Raw genomic sequence first — 21,748 nt, forward strand, 5'->3', positions numbered from 1 at the left:
GTCGCCCCGCCCCCCGGAGCGGGCTCAGTCCTTGTGGACGGTGCCGTCCGGGTCGAGTCCCCGGAAGGACAGCAGCACGATCAGGATGCCGCCGCAGACGATCGCGGAGTCCGCGAGGTTGAAGACCGCGAAGCCCTTGGGGGCGATGAAGTCGACCACCGCGCCCTCGAAGACGCCGGGCGCGCGGAAGATCCGGTCGGTGAGGTTGCCGAGCGCGCCGCCCAGGAGCAGGCCGAGCGCGATCGCCCACGGCAGGCTGTAGAGCTTGCGGGCGAGCCGGGCGATCACCACGATGACCGCCGCCGCGATGCACGTGAAGATGATCGTGAAGGCCTCGCCGAACCCGAAGGCGGCGCCCGCGTTGCGGATCGCGGTGAAGCGGAGCCAGTCGCCGAGGACGTCGATCGCGTCGTGGTGCTCCAGCTTCGCGACCACGATCATCTTGCTGACCAGGTCGCAGGCGTACGCGAAGGCGGCCACCGCGAACAGCACGGCGATCTTGCGCCTGCCCTTGGGCCGGTCGCCGCCCTCGCCCGCGTCCGCCGTCCCGTCGGAGACCGAGCCGGACCGCTCCGGCTCGTCCCCGGCCGTCTCAGGGATGTCCGGCGTACCGATGATGCGCTCCGCCTCTGCCACGTGAGTCCCTCAACCTAGGTACCTGACTGGGGACGAGGGTACGGCACACGCATCCGGGGCCAGGCGTCCAGCCCACGCTCAGGAGCGCCGCTCCTGCTTCTGCTTGCACTCCACGCACAGGGTCGCGCGCGGGAAGGCCTGCATCCGCGCCTTGCCGATCGGGTTCCCGCAGTTCTCGCAGAGGCCGTACGTGCCCGCGTCGAGGCGTTCCAGGGCGCGCTCGGTCTGGTCGAGCATCTCGCGCGCGTTGGCGGCCAGGGACATCTCGTGCTCGCGGGTGATGTTCTTCGTGCCGGTGTCGGCCTCGTCGTCGCCCGCGCCGTCGCCGGAGTCCCGCATCAGGCCCGCGAGGGCCTTCTCCGAGGCGGCGATCTCCGCGGTCAGCCGCAGCGACTCGCTCTGGAGTTCCGCGCGGGCCTCCGCGACCTCCTCCGGGGTCCAGGGGTCCTCGCCCGCGCGGACCGCGAGCCCGCCGGGCCCCGCCGCGGCGCCGCGCGCCTTGGGCACTGCCGTCGACTGCGCCTCGGCGGTCGCCGTGGCCGGAGTCTTCTTCGCAACCACTGTCGTGGCTCCCGTCGTCTCCGCGGCCTCAGCCGCATCCTCGGCCGCGGACGCGACCGTCTTCTTGGCCGTGCTCTTCTTGGCGGTGCTCTTCTTGGGTGGGCTCTTCTTGGCCGTGGTCTTCTTCCCGGCCGCCGGCCTTCTCGCCGGGGACGACTTCTTGGCAGCGCTCTCAGCGACCGCGTGCGGGTCCGTCACCGGCTCGTGAGCGGTCTCCGCCTCCGAGAGGGCAACCGTTTCCTCACCGGCCGCTTCCCCGGGTACGGTCTCCTTAGCGGTGCTCTTCTTAGCAGACACTTTCTCAGCAGTCATCTTCTTAACGCTCGCCTTCTTAGCCGCCGCTTTCTTGGCGGTGGCTTTCTTGGCGGGCGCCTTCTTGGCCGTGGCTTTCTCAGCGGTGACCTTCTTGGCGACGGCCTTCTTCACGGCGGTCTCCTTGGCCACCGCCTTCTTCGCAGCGCCGGACACCGCCTTCTTGCCGCTCACATCCTTGGCCGTCGCCCCGGCCGCGCCTGTGGATCTGCCGGACGCCGACTGCTGTACGGCGGTCTTCTTCGCCACCATGGCCGCGGCCCCTTCACATATTGTGATCTTGCACGCGAATCGTGCTGGGACGATAAATCGACTCCAGGCCCGCGGCAACGGGGCACGCCGCCCGATCCGCCCGCCGCACCGGTCCCGCGCGGCGAGTCTGCAAGCGTTGTGCCCAACTCCCCGCGGGGTAATCCGCCGACCGGCGCGCGGGGATCCACTCGCCCCCGTGTCGCCATTCGGGTCACGCCGGCTCTTCGCGGACCGCCCCGCGACGGCCCGCGAAAACCGGTCGGCCGCCCCTCCCCGGGCGCCGTACACTGGGGTGCAGCGAGAAGCGTGGATGGGGACGAGTAGCGGCGTACGCGGCCATGAGCGACCCGGGGACGGTGTGAGCCCGGGGGCGAGCGCGACGTGAAGATCACCCCGGAGCCGCCGGAAGAAAGCCGAGGCCCGCGGGCCCCGGTCGGTAGACCCGGTATCGCGACCCCAATGAGGGGGCTCACCGGCGCGGACCCCGCCCCGGAGGGCCAAGGAGGGTGGTACCGCGGGAGCGCGCCGCACCAGGCGCACACAGCTCTCGTCCCTCCGACGGAAGGCAGCACATCCGCCGGAGGAGCTCGTTGAATACGCCGCCGCAGTACCGCCAGGTGCCCGCCCAGGTCGACCTGCCCGCCCTCGAGCACGCCGTGCTCGACTTCTGGCACGAGCAGAAGATCTTCGCCAAGAGCCTGGAGCAGTCCGAGGGCCGCCCCGAGTGGGTGTTCTACGAGGGCCCGCCCACCGCCAACGGCATGCCGGGCGCCCACCACATCGAGGCCCGGGTCTTCAAGGACGTCTTCCCGCGCTTTCGCACCATGCGGGGCTATCACGTGGCCCGCAAGGCCGGCTGGGACTGCCACGGCCTGCCCGTGGAGCTCGCCGTCGAGAAGGAGCTGGGCTTCAACGGCAAGAAGGACATCGAGGCGTACGGCATCGCCGAGTTCAACGCCAAGTGCCGCGAGTCCGTCACCCGGCACACCGACGCCTTCACCGAGCTGACGACCCGCATGGGCTACTGGGTCGACCTGGACGACGCGTACCGGACGATGAATCCGGAGTACGTCGACTCGGTCTGGTGGTCCCTGAAGGAGATCTTCAAGAAGGACCTCCTCGTCCAGGACCACCGCGTCGCCCCCTGGTGCCCGCGGTGCGGCACGGGCCTGTCCGACCACGAGCTGGCGCAGGGCTACGAGACGGTCGTCGACCCGTCCGTCTACGTCCGTTTCCCGCTCACCTCCGGTCCCCTGGCCGGCGAGGCCGCCCTCCTGGTCTGGACGACGACGCCCTGGACGCTCGTCTCCAACACCGCTGTCGCCGCGCACCCCGACGTCACCTACGTCGTCGCGACGAAGGGTTCGGAAAACCCCGAGAAGCTGGTCGTCGCCCAGCCGCTCGTCGAGAAGGCCCTCGGCGAGGGCTGGCAGACCACGGGCGAGACCTTCACCGGCGCCGAGATGGAGCGCTGGACCTACCAACGCCCGTTCGACCTGGTGGAGTTCCCGGCTCCGGCGCACTTCGTGGTCAACGCCGAGTACGTCACCACCGAGGACGGCACCGGCCTCGTCCACCAGTCCCCCGCCTTCGGTGAGGACGACCTCAAGGTCTGCCGCGCCTACGGCCTGCCGGTCGTCAACCCGGTCCGCCCCGACGGCACCTTCGAGGAGGACCTCCCCCTCGTGGGCGGCGTCTTCTTCAAGAAGGCGGACGAGACCCTCACCAAGGACCTCGCCGACCGCGGCCTGCTCTTCAAGCACATCGCGTACGAGCACAGCTACCCGCACTGCTGGCGCTGCCACACGGCCCTGCTCTACTACGCGCAGCCGTCCTGGTACATCCGCACCACGGCCGTCAAGGACAAGCTCCTCCAGCAGAACGAGCGGACCAACTGGTTCCCCGACTCGGTCAAGCACGGCCGCTTCGGCGACTGGCTGAACAACAACGTCGACTGGGCGCTGTCCCGCAACCGCTACTGGGGCACCCCGCTGCCCATCTGGCGCTGTGAGGAAGGCCACCTCACCTGCGTCGGCTCGCGCGCGGAACTGGGCGAGCTGACCGGCACCGACCAGTCGGGCCTCGACCCCCACCGCCCGTTCATCGACGAGGTCACGTTCGCGTGCCCCGAGTGCGACGGCACGGCCACGCGCGTGCCGGAGGTCATCGACGCCTGGTACGACTCGGGCTCGATGCCGTTCGCGCAGTGGGGATACCCGTACAAGAACAAGGAGCTGTTCGAGAGCCGCTACCCGGCGCAGTTCATCTCCGAGGCCATCGACCAGACCCGCGGCTGGTTCTACACGCTGATGGCCATCGGCACCCTGGTCTTCGACAAGTCGTCCTACGAGAACGTGGTCTGCCTCGGCCACATCCTCGCCGAGGACGGCCGCAAGATGTCCAAGCACCTGGGCAACATCCTCCAGCCCATCCCGCTCATGGACCAGCACGGCGCCGACGCGGTGCGCTGGTTCATGGCGGCCGGCGGCTCCCCGTGGGCGGCCCGCCGCGTGGGCCACGGCACCATCCAGGAGGTGGTCCGCAAGACCCTCCTCACGTACTGGAACACGGTCGCCTTCCAGGCGCTGTACGCCCGTACGTCGAAGTGGGCCCCGAGCGACGCCGACCCGGCGCCCGCCGACCGCCCGCTCCTGGACCGCTGGCTGCTCAGCGAACTGCACGCGCTCACCGACCAGGTCACCCAGGCCCTGGAGGGCTACGACACCCAGCGCGCGGGCAAGCTCCTGTCCGGCTTCGTGGACAACCTCTCCAACTGGTACGTACGCCGCTCCCGTCGCCGCTTCTGGCAGGGCGACAAGGCGGCTCTGCGCACCCTGCACGAGGCCGTCGAGACGGTCACGCGCCTGATGGCCCCGCTGACACCGTTCATCACCGAGCGCGTCTGGCAGGACCTGATCGTCCCGGTGACCCCGGACGCCCCGGAGTCCGTGCACCTGTCCTCCTGGCCCGAGGCGGACCTCTCCGCCATCGACCCGGAGCTGTCCCGGCAGATGGACCTCGTGCGGCGCCTGGTCGAGCTCGGCCGGGCCTCGCGCGCCGAGTCGGGCGTCAAGACGCGCCAGCCGCTGTCGCGCGCGCTGGTCGCGGCGTCCGGCTTCGAGGCGCTGGGCACCGAGCTGCGCGCGCAGATCACGGAGGAGCTGAACGTCTCCGCACTGGCGTCGCTCTCCGAAGTCGGCGGTTCACTGGTCGACACGACCGCGAAGGCCAACTTCCGCGCGCTCGGCAAGCGTTTCGGCAAGGGCGTCCAGGCGGTCGCCAAGGCCGTCGCCGAGGCCGACGCGGCCGCGCTGTCGCTGGCCCTGCGCGAGGGCACGGCCTTCGTCGAGGTCGACGGCGAGAAGGTGACGCTCGCCCCCGACGAGGTCATCATCACGGAGACCCCGCGCGAGGGCTGGTCGGTGGCGTCCGACTCCGGTGCCACGGTCGCCCTGGACCTGGAGCTGACGGACGAGCTGCGCCGTGCGGGCCTGGCCCGGGACGCCATCCGCCTGATCCAGGAGGCCCGCAAGAACAGCGGCCTGGACGTCGCGGACCGGATCGCCCTGCGCTGGTCCTCCACCGAGCCGGCGGTGAGCACGGCCCTGGCCGAGCACGCGGGCCTCATCGCGGACGAGGTGCTCGCCACCGACTTCGCCGAAGGTGAGGCGGACGACACATTCGGGCAGCCGTTCACGGACGACTCCCTGAAGCTGGCCTTCCGCCTCCGCAAGGCGTAAGGCTCGCACGAAGGCCCGGTTCCGCCGAAGATCTCGGCGGGACCGGGCCTTTCGCGTACGCGCCCGCGTCGGATACGCGGCTGCGCGCGAGGGACGGAAAAGCAGGGGACGGAAAAGGGCCGGGCCCCCGGAAAATCCGGGGGCCCGGCCCTGAACGCTGCCGACGCCTAGGGCGTGGTCCCGCCCGTCAGTTGTCGTCCTCGTCGATGAGGAAGCCACGCATCGGCGACGGAGCCTGCTGCATGGGCTGCTGCCCCTGCGGCCGCACCGGCGCCATCGGCTGGGTCATCGCCGGGGACATCTGCTGCTGTCCGCCGTAGGACGGACCGCCCTGGCCCTGGTTGCCACCCATCGACTGGTTGCCGCCGTAGGACGGGGCACCCGCGCCGGCCGGAGCCATCGACGGCGCCGGGGACGGCGGCAGCGAGGCGGTGGCCGGAGTGCGCGGCGGGGCCAGCGAGTCGTCGGCCTGGGTCTCCAGCTGGCGCAGCTGCGACTCCAGGTAGGACTTCAGACGCGTGCGGTACTCGCGCTCGAAGCCGCGCAGGTCCTCGACCTTGCGCTCCAGCGTGGCGCGAGCGGACTCCAGGGAGCCCATCGCGACGCGGTGCTTCTCCTGCGCGTCCCGCTCCAGGGCGTCGGCCTTGGCACGGGCGTCGCGCTCCAGGCCCTCGGCGCGCGAACGAGCCTCGCCGACGATCTTGTTGGCCTCGGAACGGGCCTCCGCGATCGCCTGGTCGGCGGTCTGCTGCGCCAGGGACAGCACGCGAGCGGCACTGTCACCGCCGGGGCCCTGTCCGCCCTGCGACATCTGCGGACCGTGGCCGCCCATGGGACCACCCATGGGGCCGCCCATCGGACCCTGGCCCATCGGGCCGGGACCCTGCGGACCACCCTGCGGGTGCCCCTGGCCGTGGCCGCTGGGGCCTGCGGGCAGCTGCGGTGCGCCGCCGGGCAGCTGCGGCGGGCCGCCCATGGGGCCACCCATCTGCTGCTGCGGCGGGACCGGCTGCGGACCCGATATAGCGGCGGGCACCGGGGCGCCGGGACCTCGCTGGTCCTGCGGCCCGTCGGGACCCTTGCGCATTCCGCCCTGCTGCTGGTTCTGCGCGGCGGCGCGCGTGGCGGCCGCCAGCTTGGCGCGCAGGTCCTCGTTCTCGCGGAGCAGGCGGGTCAGTTCGGCTTCGACCTCATCGAGGAAGGCATCGACCTCGTCCTCGTCATAGCCTTCTCGGAGGCGGACGGTCGTGAACTGTTTGTTCCGCACGTCCTCGGGGGTCAACGGCATCTCTTCACCTCAACGTAGTCGTCGGCATTCGGCAAGACCGTATTAGACATCGCGCTCACAGCTGACTCACGACGTGGATCAGGATGTAGACGATGATCATCAGCACGAAGAAGGACAGGTCGAGCGCCACGCCCCCGAGACGCAGCGGCGGAATGAACCGCCGCAAGAGCTTGAGCGGTGGATCAGTGACAGTGTAGGTGGCCTCCAGAACGACCACCATCGGCTTGCCGGGTTGCCATGAGCGGGCGAACTGGAAGACGTAGTCCATGACCAGTCGGAAGATCAGCACGATGAGGAAGCACATCAGCGCGATGTAAAGCACCTGCACGACCACGCTCATGTCCGCGGTTCCCTCTCCCCTGTTACTCGTGCTTCGTCGTTCCGGTACTGCGTCTACGGCAACTACTGCGTCACTTACGTCTCAGCTCTGGTTGAAGAACCCGCCCTCTGCGATGCGAGCCTTGTCCTCCGCCGTTACATCGACGTTAGCAGGCGACAACAGGAACACCTTCTGCGTCACTCGTTCAATGCTGCCATGCAGACCGAAGACCAGACCGGCGGCAAAGTCGACAAGTCGCTTCGCGTCGGTGTCGTCCATCTCGGTCAGATTCATGATCACCGGAGTGCCCTCGCGGAAGTGTTCCCCGATGGTACGGGCCTCGTTGTAGGTCCGCGGGTGCAATGTGGTGATGCGGTAGGGCTCCCGCTCGGACACGACCTTGGGCATGATCACCGGTGCGTTCTTCTCCAGGCTCTGACGTTCAGGTGTGATGGATGCCACGGGGGCGATTCGTGCCGGACGTCCGGATTCCGCGGCCAGCGAAGTGGAATGGGCCGCCGGTTCACGGGGGGCGGGTGGCTGCACCACTCGTACCGATTCGTCCCGTTGCGGCTGGTGAGCCTGGTGCGACTGGTGGGGCGGTTCATGCCGCCTGCGGTCGCGCTCCGGCTCCGGCTCGGGTTCGAACTCGTCATCGGGGTCGAACCCCGGACCGTCGTACCCATCGTCCTCCACGAGGCCGAGGTAGACCGCCATCTTGCGCATCGCGCCGGCCATGCTCTGAGTCCTCCGCTCTGTGGTGGATCGGCTGTCGTCACCAACTGCCCGCGATCCACGAGGTATCCCCGCTCAACAGCGGGAATGACCATATTTTCTGCTGTGGTCCGACTTCTTGGCGACGTTACCCGAGCCCGGGGCGCACTCCGAGTACCGCCGTACCGACGCGCACATGTGTCGCCCCGGCCGCAACGGCCTGTTCGAGGTCCGCGCTCATCCCTGCCGACACCATGTTCGCAGCAGGATGGTTCGCGCGCATGAGGGTTGAGAATTCCACCAATCGCTCGAAGGCCGCCCGCTGCCGGCCGGCGTACGGTCCGGTGAGCGGGGCGACGGTCATCAGACCGTCCAGCCGCAGTCCCGGCGCCTTCGCCACGAGGTCGGCCAACTCCTCGATCCCGCCCGGGCCCACGCCCCCGCGCTCCCCCCGGCCGTTCTCCCCGGCGTCGAGCGCGACCTGGATCAGGCAGCCCAGCTCCCGCTCCGCGCGCACCGCCGCCGCCGAGAGCGCGGTGACGAGCCTCGGCCGGTCGACGGACTGCACCAGATCGGCATAACCGACCACGGAACGGACCTTGTTGGTCTGCAACTGGCCCACGAAGTGCCAGGAAAGGGGGAGATCCGTGCACTCGGCCGCCTTCGGCGCCGCGTCCTGGTCGCGGTTCTCCGCGACATGGCGCACGCCCAGTTCCGAGAGAATCCGCACATCGCTCGCGGGGTAGGTCTTGGTGACCACGATGAGGGTCACCTCCTCGCGCGCCCGCCCGGCCGCCGCGCACGCCGCGGCGATGCGCTCCTCGACCTTCGCCAGATTGTCGGCGAGTTGCTGCTTACGGTCCGTCATTTCCTATCAGTCCAGCCAGACATAGCCCGCGAGCCGACCGGTCGTACGGTCGCGGCGGTAGGAGAAGTGGTCACCGGATTCCCGGGTGCACACCGGCGATCGCGCCCGGTCGCGCACCCCGAGCCGCTCCAGCTGGGCGTGCACCCCCGCGCTCACGTCGAGCGCCGGCGTGCCCCAACTCGTCACGGCGTGCGCCGCGGGCTCGACGGCGGCGACCTCGGCGCGCATCGCCTCGGGCACCTCGTAACAGCGCCCGCAGACGGCGGGTCCGGTGCGGGCGAGGATCCGCCCCGGGTCCGCGCCGAGCCCGACCATGGCCTCGACGGCGGCCGGCACGACGCCCGCCACCATGCCGGGGCGCCCGGCGTGCGCCGCCGCCGCGACCTTGGCGACCGGGTCGGCGAGCAGGACCGGCGTGCAGTCGGCGGTCAGGACGGCGAGCGCCACTCCCCTGCGGGCGGTCACCACCGCGTCGACGGCCGGGATCTCGGCGTCCGAGCCCCAGGGGCCGTCGACCACGACGACGTCGCGGCCGTGCACCTGGTTCATCCACACGACCCGGGCCGGGTCGAGGCCGAGGGACGCGGCGGCCAGCGTCCGGTTCTCCCGCACGGCGCCGGCGTCGTCGCCGACCGCGCCGCCGAGATTGAGCTCCTCGTACGGAACGGCGCTCACCCCGCCCCACCGGTCGGTGAAGGCGAAGTGCGCGCCGCTCTCGGTGCTGTGCTCGCTTATCACTTCAAGAAGTCCGGCACGTCCAGCTCCTCGGCCTGGCTGTCCTGGTAGGGACGGGCCGGCGGAACCTGCGGCGGGGCGGCGGGCGTGGCCGGGGCCTCGCTCGCCGGGGCCGACTCCGCGGGCTCCTGTGCCGAGGGCTGCTCGTCGCGCGTGGTGACGCTGCCGAGTCCGCCGAAGGCCGGGCGGGGCGATTCGGCGGCGGGACGCGTGGGCGCGGAGGGCGCCGGCTCGTCGCGCTTGGCCGATCCGGACGCCGAGCTGAGGACGGTGTCCCGCTTGGACGGCGGCTGCCCGCCGTCGAAGCCCGCCGCGATGACGGTGACCCTGACCTCGTCGCCGAGCGCGTCGTCGATGACCGCGCCGAAGATGATGTTGGCCTCGGGGTGCGCGGCCTCGCTGACCAGTTGGGCCGCTTCGTTGATCTCGAAGAGGCCGAGGTCGGAGCCTCCGGAGATGGAGAGCAGCACACCGCGGGCGCCGTCGATGGACGCCTCCAGGAGCGGTGAGGAGATCGCCATCTCGGCCGCCGCGACCGCGCGGTCGTCGCCGCGGGCCGAGCCGATGCCCATGAGCGCCGAACCCGCCTCGGACATGACCGACTTGACGTCGGCGAAGTCGAGGTTGATCAGACCCGGGGTCGTGATGAGGTCGGTGATGCCCTGGACGCCGGAGAGCAGGACCTGGTCCGCCGACTTGAAGGCGTCGAGGACGGAGACCTGGCGGTCCGAGATGGACAGCAGTCGGTCATTGGGGATGACGATGAGGGTGTCGACCTCTTCGCGCAGCTCCGCGATGCCGTCCTCGGCCTGGTTGGCGCGGCGGCGGCCCTCGAAGGTGAAGGGCCGGGTGACCACACCGATGGTGAGGGCGCCGAGCGAGCGCGCGATGTTGGCGACGACAGGTGCGCCGCCCGTTCCGGTGCCGCCGCCTTCGCCGGCGGTGACGAAGACCATGTCGGCCCCCTTGAGGACCTCCTCGATCTCCTCGCGGTGGTCCTCTGCGGCCTTGCGGCCGACTGCCGGGTTGGCGCCGGCGCCGAGGCCGCGGGTGAGTTCACGGCCGACGTCGAGCTTGACGTCGGCGTCGCTCATCAACAGGGCTTGCGCGTCGGTGTTGATGGCGATGAACTCGACGCCCTTGAGACCGACCTCGATCATCCGGTTGATGGCATTGACACCACCGCCGCCGACACCGATGACTTTGATGACTGCGAGGTAGTTCTGCGGTGCTGCCACGTCGAAGGCCTCTCGCCTCGAGTTACGTGTCGCCGTTTCGCAGGTGTGCGAGGCGGCGACTGATGCCGAATGGGACGGTCCGAACGCCGACCCGAACCCTAACGCTGAAGTTTAGGGTTACCAGTGTGTCTGTTCTCTGGACTCTTCCGAACAGGACACTAAGTCGACAAGTGGCGCACGTTCAACGAACACGCCGAACCTCCCGTTTTTCTTTTCACCCTATGTGATCAGCCGTAGCAGTGCCGAACCAGGGTGCTGGCCTGCACAGATACACGTCAACTCCCTGATGACGCAGGGGCCGTGGGGACGCTCACATCGAAGTGCCGTGCCTTGGGTGCCGCTTTCATCAGCGCGCTGAGGGTAGTGGCTTTCGTACGCCCCTTCTCACCACTGCCCCAGACGACCGTGCGAGCGCCGCTCAACTCCAGCGAGATGGAGTCGTACGAACGGACCTTGACCTCGCGGGTGTCACGGGCGACGGCTTCGGGCAGGTCACCGGTGACCCGCACCGCCTCGCGCAGCAGCCGGTCGGTGCCGAACCGGCGCAGGCTCGCGGCCGCGCCGCGCCGATCCGGCGTCAGTTCGAGACGCGGGACGCCCTCGGGGGCGTGCTCGACCGTGGCGAATCGCACTCCCTCGCCGTCCACTTCGACGAACTTTCCGCCCTTTTCGATGACGAGGGCGGGCTTGCGTTCCGTCACTTCGAGACTGATGTCGTGCGGCCAGGACCGGACGGCCTCGACCGAGTCGATACGGGGCAGTTCCGAGCGGAGCCGGCTCTCCAGGGCGTCCGTGTCGACCGAGACCAGCGGGTCCCCGACCGGGGCCCGCGCCGCGTCGAGCACCTCCTGGGCCGTGAGCACCCGGGTGCCCGAGACCGTCACCCGCTCCAGGCGCAGCCACTGCGAGCCGTAGAGCACCCACAGGGCCCCGGCCGTGACGAGCGCGGCGAGGACCCCGCCCGCGATCAGGGCGCGCGAACGCGGCGTCAGGCGCCGGACGCGCTGCGGGCGGGGCGGGCCGGACTTCTTCTGCTGCCGTTCGGCGGTGATCGGTCCGGCCACGGTCCCCTGCCCTCTCACGCGTTGCGGCGTGCCGCAATCGCCTCGTAGACCATGCCGACGAGCAGCTCGTCGGCGTCCCTGCGGCCGAACTCCGAGGCCGCGCGGGACATCTCGTACAGCCGGTGCGGATCGGCCAGCACGGGCAGCACGTTGCCCTGCACCCACTCGGGCGTCAGTTCCGCGTCGTCCACCAGCAGTCCACCGCCCGCCTTGACCACCGGCTGGGCGTTGAGCCGCTGTTCGCCGTTGCCGATCGGCAGCGGTACGTAGGCGGCGGGGAGCCCGACGGCGGAGAGTTCGGCGACGGTCATCGCGCCCGCGCGGCAGAGCATCATGTCGGCCGCCGCGTACGCGAGGTCCATCCGGTCCACGTACGGTACCGGGATGTACGGGGGCATCCCCGGCATCTGGTGCACCTGCGGCAATTCGTTCTTCGGGCCGACCGCGTGCAGGATCTGGATGCCCGCGCGCTGGAGCACCGGGGCGACCTGCTGGACGACCTCGTTGAGCCGCCGCGCGCCCTGGGAGCCGCCGGAGACGAGCAGGGTCGGCAGGTTGGGGTCGAGGCCGAAGGCGGCGCGCGCCTCCGGGCGGACCCGGGCCCGGTCGAGCGTGGCGATCGTGTGCCGCAGCGGGATGCCGATGTAGCGGGAGTTGCGCAGCTTGCTGTCGGGGGTGGCGACGGCCACCCCGTGGGCGTACCGCGAACCGATCTTGTTGGCGAGTCCGGGCCGCGCGTTGGCCTCGTGCACCACGATCGGCACCCCGGCCCGCTTGGCCGCGAGATAGCCGGGCAGCGCCACGTAGCCGCCGAAGCCGACCACGCAGTCCGCCTTGGTGCGCTCCAGGATCTGCTCGGCCGCCTTGATGGTGCCGCGCAGCCGTCCCGGGACGGTGATCAGCTCAGGGGTGGGCTTGCGGGGCAGGGGGACGGCCGGGATCAGCGCGAGTTCGTAGCCCCGCTCCGGTACGAGCCGGGTCTCGAGTCCGCGCTCCGTGCCCAGGGCCGTGATGCCCACGGTCGGGTCCTGCCTCCGCAGGGCGTCCGCGAGGGCGAGCGCGGGCTCGATGTGGCCGGCGGTCCCCCCGCCGGCGAGTACGACATGCACCGAAATTCACCGCTCTCCGGACGAACGCGCCTTGACGCGCCGTCGCATCGTGTTCCATCTCACCCGAGGTTGCCGCATGGCCAGGGCCGCCTTCGCAGCGGGGTCCGATCGCGCGAAGGCGATGAGGAGCCCGATGGCGAACATGGTCGGCAGCAGGGCCGAACCCCCGTAGGAGAACAGCGGGAGCGGGACACCGGCGATCGGCAGCAGACCGAGCACCGCACCGACATTGATCACGGCCTGCGCCGTGATCCAGGTGGTCACGCCTCCCGCGGCATACCTCACGAAGGGGTCCTCCGTGCGTCCGGCCACGCGGATACCCGCATAGCCTAGAGCCGCGAACAGGGCGAGCACCGACAGTGTCCCCGCAAGACCGAGTTCCTCCCCGGTGATGGCGAAGATGAAGTCGGTGTGGGGTTCAGGAAGTTGACCCCATTTTTCCACACTCGCGCCGAGGCCGGAACCGAAGAATCCGCCGGAGGCCAGGGCGTAGATGCCGTGCACGGCCTGCCAGCACTGGTCGCCGGGGCCCGGGTCGGTGGCGCCGATGCAGGCGAGCCGCGCCATGCGGTTGGGGCTCGTCTTGATGAGGATCACACCGAGCAGGGCGGCGACGCCGAGCACGCCGGCGAACAGCCGGGTGGGCGCGCCCGCGAGCCACAACAGGCCGAAAAGGATCGCGGTGAGAATGATCGCGGTGCCCATGTCACCGCCGAGCATGATGAGCCCGAGCAGCATGAAGGCGACCGGCACGAGCGGCACCAGCATGTGCTTCCACTGGGTCAGCAGCCGCTTGTCGTGCTTGCGCGCGAGCAGGTCGGCGCCCCAGAGCACCAGGGCGAGCTTGCCGAACTCACTGGGCTGGAGCTGGAAGGGGCCGCCCAGGTAGATCCAGTTCTGGTTGCCGTTGACGCTGCGCCCTATCCCCGGGATCTGCACCAGGACCATCAGGAAAACGGTCACGGCGAGCATCGGATAGGCCAGTGCCCGGTGGAGTTTGACGGGCATCCGCATCGCGAGCAGCAGCAGGATCGCGCCCAGTACGGCGGCGACGAACTGCTTGCGGAAGAAGTACGAGGCGGGCAGGTCGAGCTGGAGCGCCTGGATCATCGACGCGGAGTAGACCATCACCAGGCCGAGCACGGTGATCAGCAGGCTGCTGCCGAAGATCAGGTAATACGCCGTGAGTGGACGGTCCCAGGCCCGGCGGACCCGGTGGAAGAGTCGCCGGAGCCCGCTCTCGCCCGGGGGGTGACAGGCGCCTTCGGGGCGTACCGGAACCGGTCGTCTGGCGACCCTCACGGAAGACCTGGCCACGTTCCCCTCCCAAGGGTGTGCCCGGCGCCGGCCGGGCGCGGCCCGGTCAGGCGCGCGTGGAGCCGAGTTCGCGGACGGCGTCCGCGAACGCTTCACCACGCTCGTTGTAGTTGGTGAACATGTCCATCGACGCACAGGACGGGGCCAGCAGTACGGTGTCCCCCGGCCGGGCCAGCTGTGCCGCCCGGCGTACCGCCTCGGACATCGCCCCAGTGTCGGTCCGGTCGAGGTCGACCACCGGGACCTCGGGGGCGTGTCGCGCCAGCGCTTCGCGGATCAGCGCGCGGTCGGCCCCGATCAGCACGACCCCGCGCAGCCGCTCGGCCGCCCCGGCGACGAGTTCGTCGAAGGTGGCGCCCTTGGCGAGGCCGCCCGCGATCCACACGACCGACTCGTAGGCCGCCAACGACGCCTGTGCCGCGTGGGTGTTGGTGGCCTTGGAGTCGTCGACGTAGGCGACCTCGGCGACGTCGGCGACGTGCTCCACGCGGTGGGCGTCCGGGCGGAAGGCCCGCAGGCCCTCGCGTACGGCCGTCGCCTGGACGCCGAAGGCACGGGCGAGGGCCGCCGCCGCCAGCGCGTTGGCGATGTTGTGCGGGGCGGGCGGCTCGACGTCGGAGATCTCCGCGAGCTCCTGCGCCTGCTTGTGGCGGTCCGGCACGAACGCACGGTCGACCAGGATGCCGTCCACGACGCCCAGTTGCGAGGGCGCGGGCGCGTTCAGCGTGAAACCGATGGCCCGGCAGCCCTCTTCGACGTCGGCGCCGCGGACCAGGTCCTCGGTGGCCTGGTCGGAGACGTTGTAGACGCAGGCGACGCGGTTGCCCTCGTAGACGCGGCCCTTGTCGGCGGCGTACGCCTCCATGGAGCCGTGCCAGTCGAGGTGGTCGGGCGCGAGGTTGAGGACCACCGCGGAGTGGGCGCGCACGGAGGGCGCCCAGTGCAGCTGGTAGGAGGACAGCTCGACGGCGAGCACGTCGTAGGCGTCGTCGCCCTCCTGGATCACGTCCACGATGGGGGTGCCGATGTTGCCGACGGCGGCGGTGCGCAGGCCGCCCGCGGTCAGGATCGAGGCGAGCATCCGCGTCGTCGTGGTCTTGCCGTTGGTGCCCGTGACGGCGAGCCAGGGGGCCGCGCCCGGGCCGCGCAGCCGCCAGGCGACCTCCACGTCCCCGACGACGTCCACGCCCGCCTCGGCGGCCGCCGCGAACAGCGGCGAGGACGGCTTCCAGCCGGGCGAGGTGACCACGAGGTCGGTGCCCTCGGGCAGCGTCTCGGCGTCGCCCAGGCGTACAAAGACGCCCTCGGCCCGCAGCGGGGCGGCGCGCTCCTCGTGCGCCGCTCCCGAGCCGCCGTCCACGACGGTGACCCGCGCGCCGAGGCCGGCCAGGGCGCGGGCGGCGCTGATGCCACTCACGCCGAGACCGGCGACGGTGATGTGCTTGCCCTGCCAGTCGGAGGCGGTGGTCACTTTTCGGCTGCCCATCCCGCGTAGAAGAGACCGAGGCCGACGATCACGCACATGCCCTGGATGATCCAGAAGCGGACCACCACAAGGACCTCGGACCACCCCTTGAGTTCGAAGTGGTGCTGGAGTGGCGCCATGCGGAAGACCCGCTTGCCGGTCATCTTGAAGGAGCCGACCTGGATGACGACCGACATGGTGATCATCACGAAGAGGCCGCCGAGCAGCGCGAGGAGCAGCTCCGTGCGGGAGCAGATCGCGAGGCCCGCGAGCGCGCCGCCGAGGGCGAGCGAACCGGTGTCGCCCATGAAGATCTTGGCGGGCGAGGTGTTCCACCACAGGAAGCCGAAGCAGGCGCCCATCAGCGCGGAGGCCACGACCGCGAGGTCGAGCGGGTCCCTGACCTCGAAGCACGCCTGGGGGTTGGTCAGCGTCGTCGCGTTGGCGCAGGACTCCTGGTACTGCCAGACACCGATGAAGGTGTAGGCGCCGAAGACCATCACCGAGGCGCCGGTGGCGAGGCCGTCCAGGCCGTCGGTGAGGTTCACGCCGTTCGACATCGCGAGGATCATGAACAGCGCCCAGACCACGAACAGGACCGGGCCGATCGACCAGCCGAAGTCCGTGACGAACGACAGCTTGGTGGAGGCCGGGGTCTGGTTGCGGTTGTCCGGCCAGTTCAGCGCGAGCACGGCGAAGCCGATGCCGACGATCAGCTGGCCGGCCATCTTCGCCTTGGCCCGCAGGCCGAGCGAACGCTGCTTGACGATCTTGATGTAGTCGTCGAGGAAGCCGACGAGGCCCATGCCCGCCATCAGGAAGAGCACCAGCAGGCCGGAGAGCGTGGTCTCCGTACCCGTGATGATCTTCGTGAGGAAGTAGGCGATGAGCGTGGCCAGGATGAAGGCGATACCACCCATGGTCGGCGTACCGCGCTTGCTGTGGTGCTCGCGCGGGCCGTCGTCCCGGATGAACTGGCCATAGCCCTTGCGGGCCAGGAGCTTGATCAGCAGAGGAGTGCCGACCAGGGTCAAGAAGAGCCCGATCACACCCGCGAAGAGGATCTGCCTCATCGGCCGGAGACCTGCCCCTCGGAAGCCACCGCGGCGTCTTCGAGCAGCGCCGAGGCGACCCGCTCCAGACCGACCGACCTGGACGCCTTCACCAGCACGACGTCTCCCGGGCGCAGCTCGCTGCGCAGCAGGTCGATCGCCGCCTGTGCGTCGGACACGTGCACCGACTCCTCACCCCACGAACCCTCGTTGTATGCGCCCAGTTGGAGCCAGGACGCTTCCCTGCCCCCGACTGCCACGAGCTTGCTCACGTTGAGCCGGACGGCAAGGCGTCCGACCGCGTCGTGCTCGGCGAGACCCTCGTCCCCGAGCTCGGCCATCTGACCGAGCACCGCCCACGTACGGCGCCCCTTGCCGATCGCCGCGAGCGCGCGCAGGGCGGCTCGCATGGACTCGGGGTTCGCGTTGTAGGCGTCGTTGACGACCGTCACACCGTCCGGGCGCTCGGTGACCTCCATACGCCAGCGGGACAGCGTGCCCGCCTCGGAGAGCGCGAGGGCGATCTCGTCGACGGACATGCCCAGCTCATGGGCGACGGCGGCCGCGGCAAGCGCGTTCGACACGTGGTGCTCACCGTACAGCCGCAAGGTCACTTCGCCGCACCCGGAGGGTGTGTGCAGCGTAAAAGCGGGCTGCCCGATCGTGGTGAGCCGGACATTCTCGGCACGTACGTCGGCGTCCTCGGCCTCTCCGAAGAGCAGCACGCGCGCTTTCGTGCGCGAGGCCATGGCGCGTACGAGCGGGTCGTCGGCGTTGAGGATCGCGGCGCCTTCCGCGGGCAGCGCCTCCACCAACTCGCCCTTTGCCTGCGCGATCTGCGCCCGGCCGCCGAACTCGCCGATGTGGGCGGTGCCGACGTTCAGGACGAGGCCGATCTTCGGCGGTGTGAGCTCGGTGAGGTAGCGAATATGGCCGATTCCGCGCGCTCCCATCTCCAGGACGAGGAAGCGCGTCTCGTCCGTGGCGCTGAGCGCGGTCAGCGGCAGGCCGATCTCGTTGTTGAGGGAGCCGGGCGTGAAGACCGTGGGTGCCTTGCGCCGCAGCACCTGCGCGAGCAGGTCCTTGGAGCTGGTCTTGCCGACCGAGCCGGTCAGCGCGACCAAGGTGGCGCCGAGCCGCTCCACGACGTGGCGTGCGAGGGCGCCGAGCGCCGCCTGCACGTCGTCGACGACCACGGCGGGCACGCCGACCGGCCGCGAGGCGAGTACGGCGACGGCGCCCGCGGCGACCACGTCGGCCGCGTAGTCGTGGCCGTCGACGCGCTCGCCGACGAAGGCGACGAAGAGGCTGCCGGGCTCCACTTCACGGGAGTCCCGGACGACGGGTCCGGTGACCTGGACGGCCGGATCCGGTATGTCGTACGTCTGCCCGCCGACGACGCTGGCGATCTCGGCGAGGGAGAGGGCGATCACAACTTCATCCCTGGGTTTGCTGGATAGCTTCGCGAAGCACCTGGCGGTCGTCGAAGGGACGCACCACCCCGGCGATGTCCTGCCCCTGCTCGTGTCCCTTGCCCGCGACCAGGACGGTGTCGCCCGGTCGCGCGCGGACGACGGCCGCGCGGATGGCGGCGGCGCGGTCCTCGAAGACGGCGACGTCGCCGCGCTCGTGGGCCGGCACCTCGGCGGCGCCGGCGAGCATCGTGGCGAGGATCGCGAGGGGGTCCTCGCCACGGGGGTTGTCCGAAGTCAGTACGGCGGTGTCGGCGAGGCGGGCCGCGGCCGCGCCCATCGGCATCCGCTTGGTCTTGTCCCGGTCGCCGCCGCAGCCGAGCACGATGTGGAGCTTGCCCTCGGTGACCTTGCGCAGCGCGCGCAGCACCGACTCGACGGCGTCCGTCTTGTGCGCGTAGTCCACGACGGCGAGGTAGGGCTGGCCCGCGTCGACACGCTCCAGGCGGCCCGGCACGCCCGGCACCGCGGCGATGCCGTCGGCGGCCCGCTGCGGGTCGATCCCGGCGACCGCCAGCGAGACGATCGCGGCGAGGGTGTTGGCGACGTTGAACGGGCCGGCCAGCGGCGACTTCGCGGTGACGCGCTCGCCCTTGGGGCCGACGGCGACGAACGTGGAGTCGAGCGGGCCGACCTCGACGTCCTCGGCGCGCCAGTCGGCGTCCGGGTGCCCCTCGGCGGAGAAGGTGACGACCGGCACCTCGGACTCGGTGACGAGGCGGCGCCCGTACTCGTCGTCGAAGTTGACCACGCCGAGCCGCGAGCGCCGCTTGGTGAACAGCTGCGCCTTGGCCTGGAAGTAGTCCTCCATGCCGGAGTGGAACTCCATGTGCTCCGGGCTGAGGTTGTTGAAGACGGCGACGTCGAAGACGCAGCCGTCCACCCGTCCGAGCACCAGGGCGTGACTGGAGACCTCCATGGCGACCGCCTCGACGCCGCGTTCGCGCATCACCGCGAACAGGGCCTGGAGGTCGGTGGCTTCGGGGGTGGTGCGCTCCGACTTGATGCGGGTCTCGCCGATGCGCATCTCGACCGTGCCGATCAGGCCGGTCGCGCGCAGCCCCTTGAGTCCGCCCTCGACGAGGTAGGCGGTCGTGGTCTTGCCGGACGTGCCGGTGATGCCGATCTGGAGCAGATCGCGGCCGGGATGGCCGTAGACCGTCGCGGCCAGCTCACCCATCCGGTCGCGCGGGCTGTCGACGACCAGGACCGGCAGGCCGGTCGTGGCCGCGCGCTCGGCGCCGGTCGGGTCGGTCAGGATCGCGGCGGCGCCGAGGTCGGCGGCCTGGGCGACGAAGTCGGCGCCGTGCATGCGGGCACCGGGCAGCGCGGCGTAGATGTCACCGGGGCGGACCGCGCGCGAGTCGTGCGTGATGCCCGTGATCTGTGTGCCGCCGGTGTCCCCGGCCGCTTCGACGGCGACGCCCAGCTGGCCCGCCAGGTCCGTCAGTGAGGCCGCGGCGACCTGTTCCGGCCGCGGCGGTCCCGGGTAGGTCACGGGAGCGCCCTTCTGGGTGGTTTGGGACTGATCAGCGTGTGGCACGGCGGTGAGCGTACCGGGCGTACCCCTCTCGGAGCGAAGTGAGGGGCGTGGCGGCGGGTGGTTCCCGGGGCCGGGGGTGATCGTTGTCACGGGCGGTTCCTGGTGGGTCTCAGGGCTAGAAGGTGACGGGGAGGCGGGCGGGACCGCTTCCCGTCGGCGGGACTTGGAGCGTCTTGAGGGCGAACTCCATGACTTCCTTGTAGATGGGGCCGCAGATCTGGCCGCCGAAGTAGCTGCCCTTGGTGGCGTTCTGGATCGCGCAGTAGACGGTGACGCGCGGCTTGTCGGCGGGGGCGAAACCGGCGAAGGAGGAGGTGTAGCCCTTGTAGCGGCCGGTCGCCGGATCGACCCGGTTGGCCGTACCGGTCTTGCCCGCCACCCGGTAGCCGGGGATGCGGGCCTTGGTGCCGGTGCCCTCCTCGTCGTCGACGACGGATTCGAGCATCTGCGCGAGGGTCCGGGCCGTCTTGTCGCTCACCACCCGCGTCTTCCTGGGCTTCGGGGCGGGGGTGAAGCGGCCGTCGGGGCCCTTCGTGCCGCGCACCAGGGTGGGCTCGACGCGTACGCCGCCGTTGGCGATGGTCGAGTACACCGAGGCCGCCTGCATGGCGTTGATCGACACGCCCTGGCCGAAGGGGATCGTGAACTGCTGCGAGGTGGACCACTTCTCGGGGGGCGCGAGGATTCCGGACGTCTCGCCGGGGAAGCCGAGCCCGCTCTCCTTGCCGAGGCCGAACTTGCGCAGGTAGGAGTAGAGGACCTTGTTGGCCTCGCGCTGCGTCTTGCCCAGTTCCCCGGTGGCGAGGATGGTGCCGATGTTCGAGGACTTGGCGAGCACGCCGTTGAGGGTCAGCTGCCAGGTGGGGTGGTCGATGTCGTCCTGGAAGAGGCGGTCGCCGCGGTGCAGCCGGTTGGGCACCGTCACATGGGTGCCCGGCGTGGCCACGTTCTCTTCCAGAACCGCCGCCATCGACATGACCTTGGCGGTGGAGCCGGGCTCGAAGGCGTCCTGGAGCGCGGCGTTGCCGAGCGCCGTGCCGCTGGCCTTCGAGAGGTCGTTGGGGTCAAAGCCCGGGGCGTTGGCCATCGCGAGGACCTCGCCGGTCCTGCTGTCCTGCACTATCACGTAGCCGCGGTCGGCCGCGGACTTCCGGACCTGCTCGGTGATGGCGTTCTGCGCGGCCCACTGGATGTCGCGGTCGATGGTGAGTTCGATGTCGGAGCCGGGCACGGCGGGCGTCTCCGTGGAACCCGCGGTCGGCACGCGCCGACCACCGGACTGGGCGTAGCGGATCTTGCCGTCCTCGCCCGCCAGCTGCTTGTCGAGCTGCCGTTCCAGGCCGCCGCCGCCCTCGCCGTCGGAGTTGACCCAGCCCAGTATCCCGGCGGCCAGGTCGTGGTTCGGATAGACGCGCTTGCTGCTCGGGTCGGCGAGGACGCCGGCCAGGACGTTGGGCGAGTTCGGGTCGGTGCCGGCCTTCTCGGCGAGCGCGCCGCGCAGGTCCTTGATCTGCTTCCAGACCTGGGGGGTCTGGCGCGTGGCGAGCAGGACGTAGCGCGTGCGAGGAGTCTTGAGCTGCTTGGCCAGCGCGGTGGCGTCCTTGCCGAGGATGGGCGCGAGGAGCGCGGCCGCCTGCTCGGGCGCGTCCTTGGTCTTGGTCTCCTTCGGCGTGAACAGGGTGGGGTCCGCCGTGATGTCGTACGCGTCCACGCTGGCGGCCAGTTCCACGCCGCCGCGATCGGTGATGCGCCCGCGCTCGGCGGCCAGGGTGTGCGTGAAGTAGCGGTTCTTCTCGGCCTTGGCCGCGTACACACTGGCGTCCACGGCCTGCACCTGGAGCAGGCGTACGACGAAGGCCAGCATCACCAGCGTCAGGCCCAGGCTGACCATGCGAAGGCGCGGGCGGGGGCTGCCCAGGCGGATCGTGCGGGGCCTGGCCTTCGGCGCGGGGCGGCGGGCGGCGGGGCGCCCCGCGGGGGCCGGGCGGCGGGGCGCGGCGGGGCGGGCGGGCCGAGCGGGCCCTGGCACCCGGCGCCGCGGGGGTTCCCTGTCGGACACTTAA

17 protein-coding genes are annotated in these 21,748 nt (G+C 70.6%); 1 reads left to right on the forward strand and 16 read right to left on the reverse strand.

Annotation, left to right across the window (positions count from 1 at the left end; all coding sequences use genetic code 11):
• Positions 1-24 precede the first annotated feature (24 nt).
• Both lspA and ABZ385_RS12385 read right to left on the reverse strand, forming a co-directional pair.
• Positions 25-636 carry a signal peptidase II gene (gene lspA, locus ABZ385_RS12380; protein ID WP_358698068.1) on the reverse strand — a complete coding sequence of 204 codons (612 nt, stop codon included), beginning with the start codon at positions 634-636 and terminating at the stop codon, positions 25-27.
• A 78-nt stretch (positions 637-714) separates the two neighbouring features.
• Positions 715-1,761, reverse strand: coding sequence for a TraR/DksA C4-type zinc finger protein (locus ABZ385_RS12385; protein WP_358911237.1), 1,047 nt, complete (start codon positions 1,759-1,761; stop codon positions 715-717).
• 590 nt (positions 1,762-2,351) lie between these two features.
• Here ABZ385_RS12385 and ileS point away from each other — a divergent pair.
• Complete coding sequence (gene ileS / locus ABZ385_RS12390) at positions 2,352-5,501, forward strand: isoleucine--tRNA ligase (protein ID WP_358584284.1); 3,150 nt, start codon at positions 2,352-2,354, stop codon at positions 5,499-5,501.
• Positions 5,502-5,688: 187 nt separating this feature from the next.
• On the opposite strand, the gene ABZ385_RS12395 is transcribed toward ileS, so the two are convergent.
• The 14 genes from ABZ385_RS12395 to ABZ385_RS12460 form a co-directional block, all read right to left on the reverse strand.
• Entirely contained in the window at positions 5,689-6,789 is a 1,101-nt protein-coding gene (locus ABZ385_RS12395) for a DivIVA domain-containing protein (protein ID WP_358584285.1), read from the reverse strand.
• Positions 6,790-6,844: 55 nt separating this feature from the next.
• Positions 6,845-7,129: a YggT family protein gene (locus ABZ385_RS12400; RefSeq protein WP_358584286.1), complete on the reverse strand. Its 285-nt coding sequence runs from the start codon at positions 7,127-7,129 to the stop codon at positions 6,845-6,847.
• 81 nt (positions 7,130-7,210) lie between these two features.
• The gene (gene sepF / locus ABZ385_RS12405; protein WP_358584287.1) at positions 7,211-7,846 is read right to left on the reverse strand and encodes a cell division protein SepF; all 636 of its coding nucleotides are present in this window, start codon (positions 7,844-7,846) and stop codon (positions 7,211-7,213) included.
• 124 nt (positions 7,847-7,970) lie between these two features.
• Entirely contained in the window at positions 7,971-8,690 is a 720-nt protein-coding gene (locus ABZ385_RS12410) for a YggS family pyridoxal phosphate-dependent enzyme (RefSeq protein WP_358584288.1), read from the reverse strand.
• A gap of 6 nt (positions 8,691-8,696) precedes the next feature.
• Positions 8,697-9,428: a peptidoglycan editing factor PgeF gene (gene pgeF, locus ABZ385_RS12415; protein ID WP_358584289.1), complete on the reverse strand. Its 732-nt coding sequence runs from the start codon at positions 9,426-9,428 to the stop codon at positions 8,697-8,699.
• Positions 9,425-10,663, reverse strand: a complete 1,239-nt coding sequence (gene ftsZ, locus ABZ385_RS12420; RefSeq protein WP_358911239.1) for a cell division protein FtsZ — start codon at positions 10,661-10,663, stop codon at positions 9,425-9,427. Before ftsZ ends, pgeF begins: the two co-directional genes overlap by 4 nt.
• A gap of 275 nt (positions 10,664-10,938) precedes the next feature.
• Complete coding sequence (locus tag ABZ385_RS12425) at positions 10,939-11,727, reverse strand: FtsQ-type POTRA domain-containing protein (protein WP_358911241.1); 789 nt, start codon at positions 11,725-11,727, stop codon at positions 10,939-10,941.
• 14 nt (positions 11,728-11,741) lie between these two features.
• On the reverse strand, positions 11,742-12,836 hold the full coding sequence (gene murG, locus ABZ385_RS12430; RefSeq protein WP_358584292.1) for an undecaprenyldiphospho-muramoylpentapeptide beta-N-acetylglucosaminyltransferase: 1,095 nt from the start codon (positions 12,834-12,836) through the stop codon (positions 11,742-11,744).
• Between the two features lie 6 nt (positions 12,837-12,842).
• Positions 12,843-14,138, reverse strand: coding sequence for a putative lipid II flippase FtsW (ftsW, locus tag ABZ385_RS12435; protein ID WP_358584304.1), 1,296 nt, complete (start codon positions 14,136-14,138; stop codon positions 12,843-12,845).
• A gap of 61 nt (positions 14,139-14,199) precedes the next feature.
• Positions 14,200-15,639 (reverse strand): UDP-N-acetylmuramoyl-L-alanine--D-glutamate ligase, encoded by a 1,440-nt coding sequence (gene murD / locus ABZ385_RS12440; RefSeq protein WP_358584293.1) that lies wholly within the window; start codon positions 15,637-15,639, stop codon positions 14,200-14,202.
• The gene (gene mraY, locus ABZ385_RS12445) at positions 15,621-16,691 is read right to left on the reverse strand and encodes a phospho-N-acetylmuramoyl-pentapeptide-transferase (RefSeq protein ID WP_358584294.1); all 1,071 of its coding nucleotides are present in this window, start codon (positions 16,689-16,691) and stop codon (positions 15,621-15,623) included. The genes murD and mraY overlap by 19 nt, the downstream gene beginning before the upstream one ends.
• The gene (gene murF / locus ABZ385_RS12450) at positions 16,688-18,103 is read right to left on the reverse strand and encodes a UDP-N-acetylmuramoyl-tripeptide--D-alanyl-D-alanine ligase (RefSeq protein WP_358911243.1); all 1,416 of its coding nucleotides are present in this window, start codon (positions 18,101-18,103) and stop codon (positions 16,688-16,690) included. Before murF ends, mraY begins: the two co-directional genes overlap by 4 nt.
• Before the next feature lie 4 nt (positions 18,104-18,107).
• Positions 18,108-19,775, reverse strand: coding sequence for a UDP-N-acetylmuramoyl-L-alanyl-D-glutamate--2,6-diaminopimelate ligase (locus tag ABZ385_RS12455; protein WP_358911245.1), 1,668 nt, complete (start codon positions 19,773-19,775; stop codon positions 18,108-18,110).
• Positions 19,776-19,800: 25 nt separating this feature from the next.
• Positions 19,801-21,744 (reverse strand): penicillin-binding protein 2, encoded by a 1,944-nt coding sequence (locus ABZ385_RS12460; RefSeq protein ID WP_358911247.1) that lies wholly within the window; start codon positions 21,742-21,744, stop codon positions 19,801-19,803.
• Between the last annotated feature and the right edge of the window lie 4 nt (positions 21,745-21,748).

This window comes from Streptomyces sp. NPDC005898 (assembly GCF_040629635.1).
Taxonomy (GTDB): domain Bacteria; phylum Actinomycetota; class Actinomycetes; order Streptomycetales; family Streptomycetaceae; genus Streptomyces.